This is a genomic window from Paenibacillus senegalensis JC66 (assembly GCF_000285515.1).
Lineage (GTDB): Bacteria > Bacillota > Bacilli > Paenibacillales > NBRC-103111 > Paenibacillus_L > Paenibacillus_L senegalensis.
In genome coordinates this window covers 682,599-700,652 of record NZ_HE610959.1, presented here as the reverse complement: position 1 = coordinate 700,652, position 18,054 = coordinate 682,599, and the positions used below count along the sequence as shown (strand labels likewise).

15 protein-coding genes are annotated in these 18,054 nt (G+C 47.3%); 14 read left to right on the top strand and 1 reads right to left on the bottom strand.

The genetic code is table 11. From position 1 onward, the window contains the following. Positions 1-32 precede the first annotated feature (32 nt). From PSHG_RS15290 to PSHG_RS15230, 12 genes are all read left to right on the top strand, one after another. Positions 33-1,475 carry an NAD-dependent succinate-semialdehyde dehydrogenase gene (locus tag PSHG_RS15290; RefSeq protein ID WP_010274306.1) on the top strand — a complete coding sequence of 481 codons (1,443 nt, stop codon included), beginning with the start codon at positions 33-35 and terminating at the stop codon, positions 1,473-1,475. Between the two features lie 110 nt (positions 1,476-1,585). Next, positions 1,586-2,647: a tartrate dehydrogenase gene (locus tag PSHG_RS15285; RefSeq protein ID WP_010274304.1), complete on the top strand. Its 1,062-nt coding sequence runs from the start codon at positions 1,586-1,588 to the stop codon at positions 2,645-2,647. A 340-nt stretch (positions 2,648-2,987) separates the two neighbouring features. Beyond that, positions 2,988-4,274 (top strand): MFS transporter, encoded by a 1,287-nt coding sequence (locus tag PSHG_RS15280; protein WP_010274301.1) that lies wholly within the window; start codon positions 2,988-2,990, stop codon positions 4,272-4,274. After that, positions 4,264-5,181 (top strand): polysaccharide deacetylase family protein, encoded by a 918-nt coding sequence (locus PSHG_RS15275; RefSeq protein WP_010274298.1) that lies wholly within the window; start codon positions 4,264-4,266, stop codon positions 5,179-5,181. Before PSHG_RS15280 ends, PSHG_RS15275 begins: the two co-directional genes overlap by 11 nt. Before the next feature lie 310 nt (positions 5,182-5,491). Then, the gene (locus PSHG_RS29435) at positions 5,492-5,998 is read left to right on the top strand and encodes a GNAT family N-acetyltransferase (RefSeq protein WP_157213457.1); all 507 of its coding nucleotides are present in this window, start codon (positions 5,492-5,494) and stop codon (positions 5,996-5,998) included. A 202-nt stretch (positions 5,999-6,200) separates the two neighbouring features. Continuing rightward, a complete protein-coding gene (locus PSHG_RS15265; RefSeq protein WP_010274292.1) occupies positions 6,201-6,809 on the top strand; it encodes a transglutaminase-like domain-containing protein in 609 nt (202 codons plus the stop codon). Positions 6,810-8,023: 1,214 nt separating this feature from the next. Further along, positions 8,024-8,707 carry a GntR family transcriptional regulator gene (locus tag PSHG_RS15260; protein ID WP_010274290.1) on the top strand — a complete coding sequence of 228 codons (684 nt, stop codon included), beginning with the start codon at positions 8,024-8,026 and terminating at the stop codon, positions 8,705-8,707. Positions 8,708-8,710: 3 nt separating this feature from the next. Continuing rightward, positions 8,711-10,402 carry a dihydroxy-acid dehydratase gene (gene ilvD / locus PSHG_RS15255; protein ID WP_026021398.1) on the top strand — a complete coding sequence of 564 codons (1,692 nt, stop codon included), beginning with the start codon at positions 8,711-8,713 and terminating at the stop codon, positions 10,400-10,402. A 209-nt stretch (positions 10,403-10,611) separates the two neighbouring features. Further along, the gene (locus PSHG_RS15250; protein WP_010274286.1) at positions 10,612-11,253 is read left to right on the top strand and encodes a TetR/AcrR family transcriptional regulator; all 642 of its coding nucleotides are present in this window, start codon (positions 10,612-10,614) and stop codon (positions 11,251-11,253) included. Beyond that, on the top strand, positions 11,250-11,849 hold the full coding sequence (locus PSHG_RS15245; RefSeq protein ID WP_010274284.1) for a GNAT family N-acetyltransferase: 600 nt from the start codon (positions 11,250-11,252) through the stop codon (positions 11,847-11,849). Before PSHG_RS15250 ends, PSHG_RS15245 begins: the two co-directional genes overlap by 4 nt. Positions 11,850-12,638: 789 nt before the next feature. Next, positions 12,639-13,247 (top strand): YdcF family protein, encoded by a 609-nt coding sequence (locus PSHG_RS15235; RefSeq protein WP_010274280.1) that lies wholly within the window; start codon positions 12,639-12,641, stop codon positions 13,245-13,247. 328 nt (positions 13,248-13,575) lie between these two features. Beyond that, positions 13,576-13,851 carry a hypothetical protein gene (locus PSHG_RS15230; RefSeq protein ID WP_148497730.1) on the top strand — a complete coding sequence of 92 codons (276 nt, stop codon included), beginning with the start codon at positions 13,576-13,578 and terminating at the stop codon, positions 13,849-13,851. Positions 13,852-14,390: 539 nt separating this feature from the next. Here PSHG_RS15230 and PSHG_RS15220 read toward each other — a convergent pair. Further along, a complete protein-coding gene (locus PSHG_RS15220) occupies positions 14,391-16,034 on the bottom strand; it encodes a glutathione ABC transporter substrate-binding protein (RefSeq protein WP_010274272.1) in 1,644 nt (547 codons plus the stop codon). A gap of 165 nt (positions 16,035-16,199) precedes the next feature. On the opposite strand from PSHG_RS15220, the gene PSHG_RS15215 reads away from it, so the two are divergent. Further along, positions 16,200-17,084, top strand: coding sequence for an ABC transporter permease (locus PSHG_RS15215; RefSeq protein ID WP_042122128.1), 885 nt, complete (start codon positions 16,200-16,202; stop codon positions 17,082-17,084). A 15-nt stretch (positions 17,085-17,099) separates the two neighbouring features. After that, positions 17,100-18,023: an ABC transporter permease gene (locus PSHG_RS15210; protein WP_010274269.1), complete on the top strand. Its 924-nt coding sequence runs from the start codon at positions 17,100-17,102 to the stop codon at positions 18,021-18,023. The last annotated feature ends 31 nt before the right edge of the window (positions 18,024-18,054 follow it).

Below are 18,054 nucleotides of genomic sequence, written 5' to 3'. Positions count from 1 at the left end.
AACATGAAGAAACAATAAAGAGAGGTGCGGGCATGAATAACTGGAAGTTGTACATTAATGGAACGAAAGAGAATGCCAAATCCGGGCAAACATATGGGATTGTCAATCCTGCGACAGAGCAGCAGGTAGCCTTTGCGGCTTATGGAGATGGTCGGGATGCCCGGCTCGCTATCGAAGCGGCAGCCGGAGCTTTTGCAAGTTGGTCCCGGTTGCCTGCGAAGGAAAGGGCCGAAATTCTTCATTCCCTGGCTGACGGGGTTGAAGAGCACCGGCATGAATTGGCCAGCCTGATTACACTGGAAATGGGTAAACCATTGAAGGAGGCCGCCGGGGAGGTGCGGATTGCCGCTGACTATTTGCGTTGGAACGCTGAAGAAGCAATCAGAACCTACGGGCAGATAATCCCGGCTTCAACGGCAGGCAAAAGACTCTTGTCCATCAGGCAGCCGATTGGACCTGTAGGTGCCATCACGCCTTGGAACTTTCCGTTGTCGATGGCAGCGAGGAAGATTGGCCCGGCTCTGGCTGCTGGCTGCACGCTAGTACTCAAGCCCTCTGAGCTGACTCCCGGGGCAGCCCTTCGGCTGGCCGAAATCGCAACGGCAGCCGGCGTACCGGCCGGTGTACTGAATGTTGTTACCGGAGATCCTTCAGCAATTGGGGACGAATTGCTCAGCCATCCGGCAATCAAGAAAATAACGTTCACCGGCTCGACCGAGGTAGGCAAGCATTTGCTGCATGCTGCGGCAGATCAGGTCAAGAAAGTGTCGCTGGAGCTGGGAGGGCACGCCCCCTTTATCGTATTCGATGATGCTGATCTTGATGCTGCTGTATCTGGAGCAATTAACAGCAAGTTCCGCAATGCCGGACAGACTTGTATTTGTGCCAATCGAATCTACGTTCAAGAAGCGGTTGCAGAACGATTTCTTGAGAAATTCAAAGCCGCTGCTGAGGCATTAGTCGTAGGGGACGGCTTTCTGGAAGAGACAACGATGGGGCCTCTGATTAATGCCAAGGCTCTTGAAAAAGTCCAGCATCACGTGCAGGATGCGTTGAATAAAGGCGCTGTACTCCTTACGGGAGGGAGACGCAAGCCGGGACTCCCCGGCTATTACTATGAGCCGACTATCCTAATCAACGTGAATGAACAGATGGTTGTCGCATGCGAAGAGACGTTTGGCCCTGTAGCTCCTATTCGTACTTTTGCCACCGAAGAGGAAGCGATACGATTGGCCAACGATTCCAATTATGGCTTAGCCGCTTATTACTACACCAAAGATCTTGACCGTATGATCCGGGTATATGAGGCGTTGGAATACGGCATTATTGGCTGTAATGACGCCGTACCTACTGCAGTCGAAGGCCCCTTTGGCGGGATGAAAGAGAGCGGGATAGGGAGAGAGGGTGGACCTGAGAGCCTGGCCGATTTCTTGGAAACCAAATTTGTGTCCATTGGTTTGTCCGATAGAGCGTAAAAGCAAACCTTACACGAAGTTGTTACACTTTGCAGGGAAAGTTAGTGGGCTCCGCGAATCAAGCTAAGCAATCACCTTATAAAACCAGGGAATAAGGAGGACGTTAAAAGTTGGAAACCTATCAAATAGCGGTAATTCCAGGCGATGGCATTGGGCAGGAGGTGGTGCCGGCTGCCGTGCAATGCCTAGAGGCGGTGGCCGAGCTTCATGGAGGGATCAAATTTAAGTTCACAGAGTTCCCTTGGAATTGCGAATACTATTTGCAAAATGGGAAGATGATGCCTGATGACGGAATGGAGCAATTGAAGCAGTTCGATCAAATTTTCCTTGGCGCTGTAGGTATGCCGCAATTGGTTCCTGATCATATTTCCTTATGGGGGCTTCTGGTCAAAATCAGGAGGGAATGCGAGCAGACGATTAACGTTAGGCCGGCGAAGCTTCTTAAAGGTTTGACTTCGCCACTGCGCGATCCTGCGCCTTTCGATTTTGTGGTGGTGAGGGAAAATTCTGAAGGGGAATATTCCACGATTGGCGGAAGAATTCATGCAGGAGATGACGAAATGGCTGTTCAAACTGCCGTGTTTACCAGATGGCAGACAGAAAAGGCTATGCGTTACGCCTTCGATTTGGCGGGCAAGCGCGGTAGAAAAGTTGTTTCAGCAACCAAGTCTAACGGCATTGTACACAGCATGCCCTTCTGGGACGAGATATTCAGTCAGGTTGGCCAGCAGTACGAGGACACAGAGCAAAGAAGCATTCATATTGATGCATTGTGTGCTTATTTCGTGATGAACCCCGGGCAATTCGATGTAATCGTCGCTTCAAATTTATTCGGGGATATTCTTACCGATCTCGGAGGAGCCATTATGGGAAGCATCGGAATTGCCCCGGCTGCTAATTTGAATATCGAGCGAAAATATCCTTCCATGTTTGAGCCCGTTCATGGTTCAGCACCCGATATAGCGGGCAAGGGTATCGCCAACCCTGTCGGGCAGATCTGGACAGCCAAAGAAATGCTGGATTTTATGGGCTATGAGGAGCTTGGGACCCTGCTGCTGGAGGCGATTGAACACACGCTTGTAAAGGGAATCAAAACCCCTGATTTGAAAGGAAAAGCTACCACTACAGAAGTAACAGAAGAGATTCTCCATTATTTGCGAAACCAAAGCTGATCATTAATTAAAGGCACAGCGATTACAGGTGCTCGAAGGGGAAGTAATAGAAGTAAAAATACTCCAAATAAAAAGCTGCAAACATAGTGTTTGCAGCTTTTTTCTATACAAGTAAGGTAAATTTGTCATTCCTGCACTCTTGGGCTGCATTTAAAGATAGAACATACGGCTTATTTCCAATATAATGAAGGTGACCAATATATGTAATGAATGGAGGAACAATGATTAGCAGTGCAAACGAAAACTTGCGCATTTGCTTTTTGCCTTTTGTATAGTTGATTAGATCGATCATAGACAGTCGTACGAGAGTTGCATTCCGGATGAAGGGCAGGTCTTCCCTATGAGAAGAAATTTAACAAACTCTCCGATGATTTATGCGTTTGGAATGCTGGCGATGATGATTCCGAGCCAGGCATTCAGTACTTTTTACAGCTATTATTATGTAGACAAGCTCGGCCTCAGTATCGGGCTTGCAACTCTGGCCCGAACCATCTTTCTCATTTGGGATGCCGCCAATCAGCCGTTATTCGGCTACTGGTCCGACAGAACGAGGACGAAATACGGACGCAGGCGGCCTTGGATTTTCGGCGCGATCCCGCTCTTCATGCTTACGTTTATCATGGTGTTTTCCCCGCCTGCCGGGATGACTGAGATGGGGCTGTTTACCTGGTTCCTGATTGCGCTGATCCTATACGAGGCTGCTGCAACGGTCATCTGGGTCAATTATGGCGCGTTGTTCCCCGAGCTTTTCAAGGGAAACCGCATTCGTACAAAAGCTTCGGCTATCCAGCAAGGCTTTCAGATCGTCGCGCTGCTGATCGGTACAGCGGGGACTCCTATCCTGTTCGCCGCGGTTGGCTTCAGCAACATGGCGATCATATATGCGATTGTTTTTGCGGTCTTTATGCTGTTGTTCCTGCGGTTTGTAAAAGAGGATGAGGAAGCGGCCAATTTACCTCAACCGAAGCTGAAGGAAGCGTTCAGGGAAACGCTCAGCAACAAGCCGTTCTGGCTTGTGAATATCTCGAATTCGTTCGCCCAGACGGTGAATGGGCTGCTCAGCTCAATGATTCCTTTTTACGCAAAATATGTGCTGGAGATTCCGGAAAGCCAGAATACTATATTGCTTGCCTCTATTTTTGTCTCGGTCATTCCTTTAGTCGGAGTCTGGTACTGGCTGCTGCGCAAAATGGATCCGGTAAAAGGCTGGAGATGGTCATTTGTCGCGTATGCGGTTTCCGTCATTCCGCTTTGGTTCAGCACAAGCCTGGCGGGCGGAATTGTAGCGGGGGTCATCGTCGGCTTTGGCTTGGCCGGCTTTCTTGTCTCACCGCCAATGGTTAACAGCCGGATTATCGACCAGGACGCAGTGAAAACGGGAAGCCGACGCGAAGGGATTTACACGGCCGTCAGCGGATTTATCGTCCGTTCCAGCGGGCTAATCTCTGCAGTAGCTTTTCTGATCGTCGGCATGATCTTTGGTTATGAGAGCGGGGAGAATCCGGGACCTAATCCGGCGCTGACCTTCCGCTACCTGATAAGCGTTGTGCCGTTTATTCTGCTTATAATTTCCATCCTGATTTCCCTCTTCGTCAAAATAGAAAGGAGCCCTGAGCATGAGCGCTAGACAATTAATTATCAATTGTGATGATTTTGGCCAGAGCGAACCGATGAACCGCGCGATTATCGGCCTGCTTGAGGAGCGGCGTGTCTCCTCGGCGACAATCATGGCACCCGCGCCAGGCTTCGAACAAGCCGCTGAATGGTGCAGACGCAAGGGGGTCACCAATGTCGGCCTCCACTTGACGCTGACGAGTGAATTTGATGCTATTCGCTGGCCCAGTCTGACCGCTCATCCGTCGCTTCATGACGAGAGCGGACATATGCATAAGACGGTCGAAGCGTTCGAGCGCCTGGCGGACACGGCAGCGGTCTTGAAGGAACTCGCCGCACAGTACGATAAGGCGAAGCAGCAAGGAATTCAGCTAAGTCACGCTGATAATCATATGGGCAGCCTGTACGGAACGGCTACCGGGAGGAGCCATATTCCGCAAGCGCTAAAGCTGTGCGCGAAGTGGGGGCTGCCGTTCCGGCTATTCCGCAAAGTGCATCCGGGCGACCCGCTGCTTGGGGCAATGCCGGGAGTAGAGAAGGCTGCGGCCAAAGCATCCGCTCTGGCAGGAGTGCTCGGAGTCGCGATTCCGGATTATTTGTTGTCTCATCCTTTTTCTATTCGCGAGGGAGAGACATATGAGCAATTTAAGCAGGAGCTTATTAGCAAACTGTATGACCTGCCGGAAGGAATCAGCGAATCGTATATTCATCCGGCCGTAGAGGATGCTTATATGCAGGAAAATGTTCCTCATTGGGAAAAGCGGGTGTGGGAGTTCAAGCTAATGTTCGATGAAGATTTTGCCTACACGCTCAAGGATGCGAAGGTCGAGCTTGTCGATTACAGCTATGTGCAGGCACATAGGAGACAATCGAGACTTGCTTCCGCTATTACTTTGGCCCGAGAATTGGCAAGACGGTAGGAATAAAACCATGGGCCGAGGACGACTAGAGAAGAAGGAGCATGGCTGGCAGAACTGACAGAACGAATTGCTGGCAGAGTTGGCAGGGCAGGCAGAGTCAGTAGAGCTGGCAGGGGCAGGCAGAGTCAGTAGAGCTGGCAGGGCAGGCAGAGTCAGTAGAGCTGGCAGGGCAGGCAGAGTCAGTAGAATAGGCGGGGCAAGCAGAGTCAGTAGAGTTGGCAGAAATGTGTGTTTCAAGCGTATCTTTTTAGCGAGCGAGCAAATTTTTATTATGATTACAAAACGAGCGTATAGGATTCAGGAGGCAAACTTGATTAAAGTAGTCGATATAGCGGATTCGGATAATGAGGTTGAGTATAGGCATGAGGTGAAATACATAGTCGATTCGCATAGAACGATATATAAAGAGGAGTTTCATTATGATGACGATTTTATAGATTTTATTGCAGATGCTATTACGAGCTTTGTCAACAATCGTTCCAGCGGGCTAGATCAAATTTGGCTGCTGAAAATAGATGGCGTCCCTAGAGGCTCTATTGTCATTATGAAATCGGAAACCGCCGAACAAGTAGCTCAATTAAGGTGGTTCTTGATTGAAGCAGACTATAGAAATAAAGGCTTTGGAAGGCCGATGCTGGACCAGGCGCTCGAATTCTGCAGAAACGTAGGTTATAGGAAGGTATTTCTTTGGACTAACCATGCATTAAAATCAGCGAGGGCCCTATACGCATCTGCCGGCTTCACCATCAAGAAGCAGAGGATCAGGGAACTTTCCAATCAGAAGCTGATCGAGGAAAAGTGGGAATTGAGTTTATAAAGAGAAGACTACAAAACTACAAAGACCACAAAACCACAAAACCACAAAAGTCTACTGAAGCTGCAGAAGTTATAAACTTGTAGGGTAGTTTACGGGATTGGAATTGGGAAAGGGTAAATTGAATTAGATTGTATATAAATGAATAAATGTGTATAATTATACATCAAGTTATTCATTTAAGACGCATAGGAGCTGATTTGGCATGACGCTTCTTTTGGAATCATCGCATTGGCAGGACTATCTGAAGGAAAACGAAATCATTAATTTTTCCCATCCTTTAATTAGAAGCAAAGCGAGCGAATTATTTAAAGATAAGCAAAGCGATATGGAAAAGGTTAAGACCGCTTACCATTATGTCAGGGACCGGATCGCTCATTCTTGGGATATCCAAAGTAAACGGGTGACGTTAACAGCGGCGGAGGTTCTTTTTGAGGGAGAGGGGATTTGCTATGCAAAATCTCATTTGCTGGCAGCCTTGCTGCGTTCTGAAGGAATACCTGCAGGATTTTGTTATCAACGACTGATGCTGTTTGACACTCCGGATAAGGGCTATTGCTTGCATGGGCTGAATGGAGTTTTTATTGAATCTGTAGACCAATGGATTCGTTTGGATGCCCGGGGAAATAAACCGGGTGTCCAAGCAGAGTTTTCCTTGGATGAAGAGAAACTGGCCTTTCCTGTCAATGAATCGCTGGGTGAAGCGGACTATCCCGTAATTTATGCACAGCCCAATAGAAATATCGTAGCTTTGTTGAAGAAACACTCGAATGGGTTGGAAATGTATGAAAATCATCTACCGGATGAACTATAGCGATTAATAGGATGATGCTAAAAGTAATTGTATGCAGCGGCCGATGGCAGTACATGTAACGGCCGATGTGTAATGGTAAGCACCTGCTAAAGTGAGATAATATCCGGTGGCGATGCATGCAGTGGCGGAAGTAAGTGCGGGCAACACCTTGTGGTGATGCGCAGACATTGGCGGAAGTGAAGTGCGGGCAACCCAGTGGCAATGCGCTTGCAATGACAGAAGTAAAATGCAGGTAACACCCGGTGGCAATACGCAGGCAATGGCGGAAGTGAAAAGGAGGTAACACGTAACACTTGGCGGTGACGCATGCAGTGGCGGATGTGAGGGTAACAAACGGAGAGACTCGGGAACTTGAGGAAAAATATTCGCTCTCGGGGACTCCGCGAACGACCTACGCATGCTTCGACGCGAAATGTATGCGAAAAAAATCGCATAGAAATCCCGCCGCCGCGTGCCCGAGGAAATGTATGCGGAAATTCGCATAGAAATCCCGTCGGCGCGTGCCCCGAATGTATGCGGAAACCGTCATGCTATTGAATTCTCAGGCACAACTCCGGCATGCAACTAGCCGAGGTTGGCGGGGTTCTAGGGCTGCGCGGGCTTGCTGCCTGTGTTTTATACGAAATGTCGTACAAATACATGGGGTTGAAGGGCGATTACCGGAGGTTTGTATGAAACATCGTACAAATTCAGGGGTTTAAGGGCATGCAGCCATCGTTTTATACGACATATCGTACAAATGCATGCGATTGAAGGGCGATTACCCAAGATTTGTATGACGTATCGTACAAATGCAAGGGCTTTTAGCTATTAAGGAGCTGCAGCCAGTGGTTCAGACGAAATTTGGTACAAGTTATGTGATTGAGGTGCGATTACCCGAGATTGCTCATCATGCGGGAGTTTTATTTTCACAGAAAAACCGCATAGTAATCACGCCTCCGTGTGCTTCGAGGAGAAATGCATACGAATTTTCGTATATACGAAAAAACTTCTTGAACGACTATCCGATATGCGATATATTGCATATAACATATGGCGCACAACACACTGGCGCACACCGCATAGCACATTCGCAGCACACAACGTACAAACGCACAGCACACAACGTACAAACGCACACCGCACAGCACAACACACAGCACACAACGCGCACCGCTGAGAACACCGCACACCGCACAGCGCATTACAACTACAAAAACGTTAGGATGAGTGACATGCCTATACCACCAGATTTTTCATCACCTATTCGAATGTCTGCCAAAGAACGGGCTTTACATCAGATCCAACGGTGGATTATCGAAGGGATCCTGGCTCCGGGGGAGAAGTTGGTCGATGCCGAACTCGCGGAGTCATTAGCTGTTAGCCGGACCCCGATTCGCGAAGCGCTGCAGCTGCTGGAAGTACAAGGATTAGTGGTGACCTCGCCGGGTAAAGATACTAGGGTGACCAATATTGAAAAGGAGGATATTTTCAAGCTCTATCCGACACTCGCAGCACTGCATGCTTTGGCGGCGGAGTGTGCGGCCCGCCTTGCATTGCCAGGGCAGATAGAGGTATTGAAAGAACTGAACTCCCGGTTCGCAGCTGCGATTGAGAACGGGCAGCCTTACCAGGCGATGGAGCTGGATGAACAGTTTCATCATTTAATTGTCGATGCCTCGGACAACCCCTATGTAGCTTCCTACAGTGCATCGCTGCAAATTCATATTCGTCGGTTTAAGTATGTATTTCTTAAGCAGCCAATAGCCGGGACGCGTGCATCTGTGGAGGAGCATGCTGCAATTATAGCCGCATTGGAAGAACAAGATTCCGAGAAGGCCGCCAGTCTAATGAAACAAAATGTGATTCGTCCGATGAACGAGCTGAACACACTATTTATTAAAAATGAAAGGGGCTAGCTTATGACCTTGTCAAAAGATTTGAGAATTCGCAGCAAAGTGATTAGCGAAGGGGTTAACCGTGTACCAAATCGGGCTATGCTGCGTGCGGTAGGGTTCCAGGATGAAGATTTCCTTAAGCCCATGATCGGGATTGCCAGTACATGGAGTGAGGTCACTCCTTGCAATATGCACATCAACGACCTGGCCATCCATGCGAAGGAAGGGGCACAGCGGCATGGAGGGGCCCCGCTAATTTTTAACACAATTACCGTATCTGACGGGATCTCTATGGGACATCCGGGGATGAGCTTTTCCCTCCCGAGCCGGGAGGCGATTGCCGATTCCATCGAAATTGTAACCAATGCGGAGCGGTTTGACGGCATAGTGGCGATAGGCGGCTGTGATAAAAATACTCCGGCTTGCCTGATGGCTATCGGACGCATGAATCTGCCCGCTGTATATGTCTACGGAGGGACGATTCAGCCCGGGATTTTGGATGGGAGGAAGGTTGATATTGTCAGTGCCTTTGAGGCTGTCGGCAGCTACCATGATGGCAGAATGAATGATGAAGAGCTGCACAAGGTAGAATGCAGTGCTTGCCCGGGTCCAGGGGCATGTGGGGGCATGTATACGGCCAATACGATGGCTGCCGCTGCGGAAGCGATGGGAATGACACTGCCCGGCTCATCCTCGATCCCGGCTATCGCCCAGGAGAAAAAGCAGGAGTGCGAAAGGGCCGGAGAAGCGGTGCTCGGGCTTTTGGAAAAAGGGATTTATCCGAAAGATATCATGACAAAGAAAGCGTTCGAGAATGCGATCACGGTTGCCATGGTACTAGGCGGCTCCACTAACCTGTTCCTGCATTTGCTTGCCATTGCTCATTCGGTTGGTGTTGATTTAACCTATGATGATTTTGAGCGCATTCGCGTTAAGGTTCCTCATCTTGCAGACTTAAAGCCGAGCGGCAAATATGTTATGCAGGATCTTAACGATATAGGAGGGGTTCCAAGTGTAATGAAGCTGCTGCTTGAGCGCGGTTATCTACATGGAGACTGCATTACAGTGACCGGTCAAACGTTGGCTGAAAACCTGGCCGAAGTGGAGCCTCTGCCTGAAAAGCAGGACATTATCCGGTCATTTGAGCAGCCGCTGAAGCCGACAGGTCCGCTGGTCGTTCTTCGCGGTAATCTGGCTCCGGAAGGAGCGATTGCCAAGATGTCAGGTATGAAAAAACTGCGTTTCTCCGGGCCGGCCCGGGTGTTTGACAGTGAGGAAGAGGCAACCGAGGCGATCGTCAAAGATGAGATTCGCAAAGGGGATGTCTTGGTGATCCGTTATTGCGGTCCCAAAGGCGGCCCCGGAATGCCAGAGATGCTTTCGGTTACCGCACTCATTGTCGGGAAAGGTTTGGGCGGGGAGGTTGCTTTGCTGACGGACGGCAGATTCTCAGGCGGCTCCCATGGTTTTGTAGTTGGGCATATTGCCCCTGAGGCCCAGGTTGGCGGCCCGATTGCCTTGCTGCAAGAGGGAGATATGGTTACGATTGACAGTGAAGCGCAAAGTCTCACTTTTGCAGTAACAGAAGAGGAGCTGGAGCGCCGTTCCCGCCAATGGACAGCCCCGCAGCTCAAGGCAGTTTCCGGAGCGCTGGGCAAGTACGCTCGGCTAGTGTCCTCCGCATCAAAGGGAGCAGTAACAGATTTGCTTGATTAACCCAAAACCAGTCGTCGATGAACATTTATGACGGCTGGTTTTTTGATACTAACTATTGCGTGAAGCCAGCGTGTTGCCCGCGATCACCAGTGTTTTACCTGCGTCTTATCTGCGGCAACCTGCGTTTTACTTGTTGACAACAAGAGCATTTAGTTTTTTAATGAGTATATAATCACTCATAAAACAGAGATGAAAAAGAGGAGACATACATGCCACGCACGAAAGAACAATTTGAACAAATGCGCAAAGCAACCAAAAATAAAATTCATACCGCGGCCATGCAGCTTTTTGTTCGCAAAGGCTTTGGCTCCACGACTGTGCAGGAAATTGCGGATCTGGCTGGCATCAGCATCGGGCTCTTGTACCGGCACTATAAGACCAAGGAGCAGCTATTTAGTGAACTGATCCAGTTTTCTCTCACTGGCCTTCAGAAGGTATCGGATTTATTTCAAACCGATGATTCTCCCAAGAAATTGTTCGATCAATTTGTAAGTGAAGTTCATAACGATCTGGAGCAGGGTGAAGATCTCGAGAATCTTCTTATCCTGATGAAGCAAGCTTTTTTTTCAGGAGGAGCGCATGTCGAACAAGAGAGGCTTGGCCAAATAAACGATAGACTGCTCCGTTCCACAGCACAACTTATTCAAAAGGGACAAGAGCTTGGTGAATTTCGCAATGGGGATCCGCATGAAATGGCGATATATTTTTTCTCAGTAATCCAAGGCCTGGCAGAAATGAAAGCGGTTATGAAGGATAGCTTTATTATGCCTTCTCAGCCTTTGCTTACAGCTTTTTTGTACAAAGATGAAGAAAATAAAATCGGGGAAGAACAGGGGAGGGCATTGTCATGATAACGGTGTCTAGGGCAGATAAATTGGGGCCAAATGCTAGGGAACAAATGGCGAAGATTTTTGCGGAAGGATTCAAGGACTGGCTTGTCTTTTTTTCCAAGGATGAAAACCAGCTTGCTGCCGCTTTTGGCCATATGTTTGTGCTAAATCAATTCTATGCAGCTGTCATAGATAACGAAATCGCCGCAATAGCAGCGTGTACAAACTGCCAAACACCATCGGTCAAGCTCCAGCCCAAGGAATTGAGGAAGCATCTCGGCTGGTTCAAGGGAAGCTTGGCAGCATTCGTATTGAAGAAAGAGTTTGAAGCCCACTTTAAAAATCCCCCGTCAGATACGGGCTCTATCGAATTTGTCGGCACAGCCGCCCAATTTAGAGGACAGGGTGTAGCCTCAGAGATGATTCGTTATATTATGGAATCCACTCCTTACAAGGAATATTTGATCGAAGAGGTTGCAGATACGAACATCCCTGCTATGAATTTATATAAGAAGTTAGGTTTCCAAGAATACAGACGTACTCCTGTTCCGCAAATGAAAGCGAAAAAAATAGGCATTACAAATTTTATTGCTTTAAAGTATAGGAAGGAAGGGTAGGGAAACCGTACATGGACAATATCATCCATTATTATTCTCAGTTCGATGAGTGGGGGCGGCTGGACAGAGAGCCGTTAGAAAGGTCTGATTGCCTGCACCTTTTCGCAACTTCCTGATAAAAATGAAAGGCAGAGCCTTCAATCACGCATTTGACTTTGCTAAAATCCCAACCATTCCTTTTGCCTGCTTGTTCATAAAACTTCTGATAATCACTAGCGTTCATTTTTCATCCGCCTTTCCACGAAAGTGAGCATTTTGCAAAATGCCTAACATCCAACCGTTTACATTCGACTCCAGGTGATCAAAGGGCAGACTAACCCCTTGATGGCTGGTACGCGTTTTTTCCAGCCCGATAATTAGTTACTTCGAACGTTACGGAAGGACATCCCTTTCACTTCATAAGAAAGACTAACTTATATTATAGAGGGATAATCACTACTCTCACAAGCCGTTAAGGTAATGAAGTTTTTAAAGATTTGCTGAAGTCTAACCCAATCCGTGGACAGAAGCGTATCATGAATACATGGTTAAGTGGCTGGGGCAGAATAACCGGGGTAGAATAAACCAGGATAAAATAAATAAGGAATGGAATAACAAGGGATAGAATAAACAAGGGCAGAGTAAAACAGGATAGAAAAAAACGGGGGTACAAACCACGGATAGAATAGACCGGGAGTAGAACGAACCAGGGATAGAACAGCCAGGGTAAGACAACCAGGGCAGAAGTGCAGCTTTGCAAGCTAAAGGATAGGAAAGGGTTTAACCTAATCGAAAGGAGAGGATAAAGCGATGATGCTGTCCGAGCTTAGCTTAGAACAGGTTACGATTGATAATAGAGAATTAATCGACAGAGTACTGTTTAGCGGAATTGAAGATGATGGGAAGAACGGGGAGCTTCTTTTCGTTTTTGGCAGTACGAAAGCTGTTCAATATCGCGTTCCATTGGCTGTTGAACTCTATATGGCCAAACGAGCGCCTAAGCTCTTAATGAGTGGGGGCAACCGGCCGATGCCGGGAGATGAACCCGAAGCGATACTAATGATGAGAAAGGCAGCTGCTTTAGGAGTGCCAAGCAGGGATATGATTGCGGAAATCAAGTCTACCCATACGGCAGAGAATGTAACGGAATCTAAAGCTTTGCTGGAAAAGCTTTATGACTTACGGAATATTCATAGAATCCTGGTAGTTTCAAATGCTTACCATATGAGAAGATGCTATTTAACCTTAAAAACCTTCTTGCCTCAACATATCGAATATACGTTATGCCCGGCTAACGACCTGAATACACGAAGAGACAACTGGTGGCAAAATGAAAAAGGCACCGAAAGAGTATTGCAAGAAACGAAAAAACTGATTCGCTATACAAGGGAAGGTAAGCTGCACGATTACAGTTTATAGCTCCAGCACCCTTCTGGAAGAAATTGAATCTGATTGGAAAGAAGAACAAATGGGAATAAACAGAAAAATATCATAAAACAGGGAGATTCGTATGCGAAACGAAGGAACTTCTTGTTTTTTCTGTTTTTTGTCATGGATTTGGCGATGGAAAATAAATCTCGTTTCAGTTTGCAGCCTGTTCGGATTCTAACCGCCGCACATCGCGAAAGGCGTGCGCAGAGCATCAGCAACTTAAGCTAGATTAGGCTATACCCATCACGCGTAACTTGGTATAATTTACAATAAATGGGGTGTTGATGAAATAAATGGGGTGATGATGATGGGGAAAATGACGAATCGAGCTGCAATAGTGCTGCTAATCGCTGCCGGATTGTTAAGCTTACAAGCTCCGGACGATAGTTATTTGATTTCCCAGGGGATACGAGAAATTCACTTGGGACAGAGTGTATTATACCTGAGCGGCTTATTTATGCTGATCGGTATTTTAATCATGGCATATCGTCACGGTGTTGTACGTGCGGTTGCAGCTGTGTTTTGTCTCAGTTATCTTCCCGTGATGCTGTTAAAGGAAGCGTTGCGGTTGTTTAGCTGGATAAACATTTAGTATCATAGGCTGCCTATATGAGAGATCCTAACGAGGGTATCTCCCTGGGGATTTCTGTGATGAGATTGGATACATCAATCAGTTATTGGAAACTAATTAGGCTATGGAACAAGAATTTGAAAGCGGCTGAGGATGCTTACTACGCGGAACATGACAAACCGAAGGAGCCGAGTTTCTTTACGAGCTATGTGTTCTACGAACGCAGTAACTTCGTTTTGGACAGCTTATTGCTTGATATCAGATATAAGGGCTAGGGCTATTATGGCGTCTTCGAGGGAGAGGCTGGCAGTATGGCCAATAACCCATATGTGCAAGGGATGGACAGCTGACATGACATCGTCTTTGCCTGTATGTTCAACATAGATGAACGCAGAGAAGGTTACTCGCTGGACCCGTATAAAGAACGATCCAATGCATAATGGGATAGATGGTATCCTGACGGGTATTACAATTACAAAGAGGGCAGCTAATACGATATACGAAACAAGAAAAGAGTCAAAGGGAAGCGGGATGCTTTCTTTTGACTCTTTCCTTTAACTTTATTGCTTCAGAGAAACATCGTGTAGCTGCATAATACCATTAGGATGCTTCCAGAAGCCTTCTACTAAGTCGCTTACTCCATCCAAATAGTCTATATGATGAATGTAAAGCATGGGGGCAATCTCTACTAGCCTCTCTTGAGCTTCTTTGTAAAGGGCCTTGCGTTTACTTTCATCGGTTTCTTTACGGGCATCTTCCAAAATCCGGTCTAGATCGGCATCTTGAGTGAAGGTACGGTTTCCTGGCTCGCCAACGTTTGAGGAATGAAACACCGGATAGAGAGCATAATCTGCATCTGCCGTAACTGCTGACCAGCCAAGAATGAACATGTCATGGTTTCCGGCAGCGGTTTGGCTTAGGTAAGCGCCCCATTCTAGGGTTTCCAATTTCACTTCGACGTTGATTTCTTTTAATTTGGATTGAACATATTCACCAATTTTGATCCGCTCAGCGTTGTCATTTGTCCACAGAGTAGTGGAAAAACCGTTAGGATAACCCGCTTCAGCCAATAATTGCTTAGCTCTTTCAACGTTATACTCTATAGGAGTAACGGAACTGTCATAACCGAATACGCTAGGAGCTAGCGGTCCTTCAGCTGGAAGTCCGATGCCTTCATAGATTCCATCCAAAATGTCATGTTTATTTATAGCCATGGACAAAGCCTGTCTTACACGTATATCAGTAAACGGCTCTTTTTGCATATTAAACCCAACATAAGACAAGCTTAAGGAGGGTTGTTTGTTAACAGAAGCATCCGGGAAATTATTTATCCGATTGACATCACTTGGAGAGACCGGATCAATAATATGTGCATAACCTGTTTCCAATTCTGCAACTCGGGTCCCTGTTTCACTGACTACCTTGAAAGTAACACCGTCAATTTTAGCCGGACTGCCCCAATAGTTTTCATTGGCAACCAGCCTGACCTCCTGCCCAGGAATCCAGTTTTCCAATTTGAAAACACCGGATCCCGCAGGATTTTGTGCCAGGTAAGCTCCGGCTTTTTCCCCAGCAGCTACTCTCTCATTGTCCTTTTCTATTGCTTCGGCACTAATGATGCCTACGCCGGGATGGGCAAGGTGAGAGAGAAATGGTGAGAAAGGATATTGAGTGACGATCTGTACCGTATTCTCATCCACTACTATGACTTCCTCCACCATATTAACTAAACTTGCGCGGGGCGAAGCGACCTTTGGATCCAGCATGCGGTCCAGATTAGCTTTTACAACGTCAGCATTGAACGCGCTTCCATCGGTGAAGGTAACACCTTCACGCAACTTGAACTCCCAAGTCAATTCATCCACTTGCCTCCAGCTTTCCGCTAGACTCGGAACAATATTCAAGTCTTTGTCATGCTTGACCAAAGTATCATACAAATGGGTTGTCATCACGCTGGTTTGCTGGTCAGTAGACATATGCGGATCCATGGACGGCGGATCAGATAACCAGGCAACAATCAAATCCCCGCCAGAGCCGGCTTCATTTGGTCCTGATTCCGGTGGTGAGGACTCCGAAGGAGTCGAGCTTGGTGATTCACTCGGTGGTGCTTCATTACTTGAACAGGCCGTAAAGAAAATGGCCAGCAAAAAGAAAATACTCAGCAGCCATGTCTTTCTCTTCCCCAAAAACTTACTAGCTTCCACATGAATTCCCCCGATTCATTATGTATTTGGGTTGGTTCAGTTGCAAAACATCAGTAATAAAATTTCGTTTATGATTTTTGATTATAATAGATTATTACACCAATTTAAAGTATAATTTTCAATAACTTGACAAAATTGAAGGGGAGATTCCAATTGAGCGACCTAGTGGCTAAGCCGGGAGAGACCTCTGTTCGAGCCGGTGAAAGAAAATTTGGAGGGTGGAAAACGTTTTACAAGAAATTTAGCAGAAATAAGGCTGCACTCGTTGGCGGGTATTTCCTTGTAACCGTTATCATTATTGCTGTTATCGGCCCGCTTTTTACTACTTTCGATCCTACTAAGGTAGATTACTCCATTAAACTGCTTAAGCCGAACGCCGAGCATTGGTTCGGCACAGACCATAACGGAAGAGATATTTTTACACGCGTAATTCACGGTATGCACTTAACCTTGTTTGTCGGTATTTTTTCTGTGGTTGTAGGAGCTGTAATAGGAGTCATTTTAGGTATTTTCTCCGGTTACTTCGGGGGGAAACTTGATTCGATCATTATGAGATTTGTCGATGTTTTGCTTGCATTTCCAGGCATTTTGCTCGCACTGGCTGTGGTCAGCGTGCTTGGTAAAAGCTTGACCAATGTCGTTATTGCCGTTGGTATTTTTTCCGTTCCGACCTTTGCGAGGGTGGTTAGAGGAGCAACACTTGCGGTACGCAAGCTCGAATATATTGATGCAATGCGGGCGCTGGGCGCAAATGATATGCGAATCATCTTCCGGCATGTGCTGCCCAATATTACCTCACCGATTATCGTACAGGCTACTTTGAGAGTGGCGATTGCTATATTGACAGCAAGCGGACTGTCTTTTCTCGGGCTGGGAGCTCAGCCTCCAACACCGGAATGGGGGGCTATGCTGAATGATGGCCGAGATTTCATGGCAGAGCATCCACATGTGGCCTTCTTTCCAGGTATGGCCATTGTCCTTGTCGTCGTAGCAATCAATATGTTTGGAGATGGTCTAAGAGACGTGCTCGATCCGAAAGTGACTAAATAGAGAGGGGGGCTGACTATGATTCAATATATCATTCGCCGGTTATTGCAGACCATCCCGGTACTTATCGGGGTTACAATTGTCGTATTTTTACTAATGCACTTGATTCCCGGCGATGCCGCACAGGTCATTGTTGGGGAAGGGGCGCCGCGGGAACAGGTTGAACAAGTCAGGGAGAGCCTCGGTTTGAATGATCCGCTGCCTGTTCAATATGCTAGTTATATCGGGGGTCTTTTGCAGGGCGACTTGGGCACCTCTATCCGCAGCAACCGTCCTATTGTTGAGGAGGTTTTTACCACCCGCTTCTGGGTTACTTTGGAGCTTGCCTTGTACAGTACGATACTGGCTGTATTTCTTGGCTTAACTGCCGGGATTTTCTCTGCTGTCAAGCGTAATTCCCCTGCAGATATAGGTATTATGTTTGTTGCTTTGTTTGGGCTTTCGATGCCAAATTTCTGGCTGGGTCTTATGCTGATTCAATTTTTTGCCGTTGATTTGTCATGGTTTCGTCCGTCCGGTTGGGGAACCTGGTCACAAAATGTGCTCCCCGTGCTTACTTTGGGAACGGGAGGAGCAGCAATCATCGCCCGCATGACACGTTCCAGCATGCTGGAAGTGCTGAATCAGGACTACATTCGCACTGCCCGTGCCAAAGGAGCCAAGGAGCGAATTGTCATTTATAGACACGCCCTGAAAAATGCGATGATTCCAATCATTACGGTAATCGGCCTGGAATTTGGCGGTTTTTTAAGCGGTGCTGTCCTGACTGAAACAGTATTTTCGGTAAATGGCATGGGCCGCTACGTCATTACAGCTATTAATATGCGGGATTATCCTGTTGTGCAGGGGACGGTGCTGATTCTTTCAGTCATGTTTGTACTGGTAAATCTCATTGTTGACATTTCCTATCGATACTTTAACAAACGGATTGATTTGAATTAATTTGACCCATTGAAGCTTTCATGTGGTGATG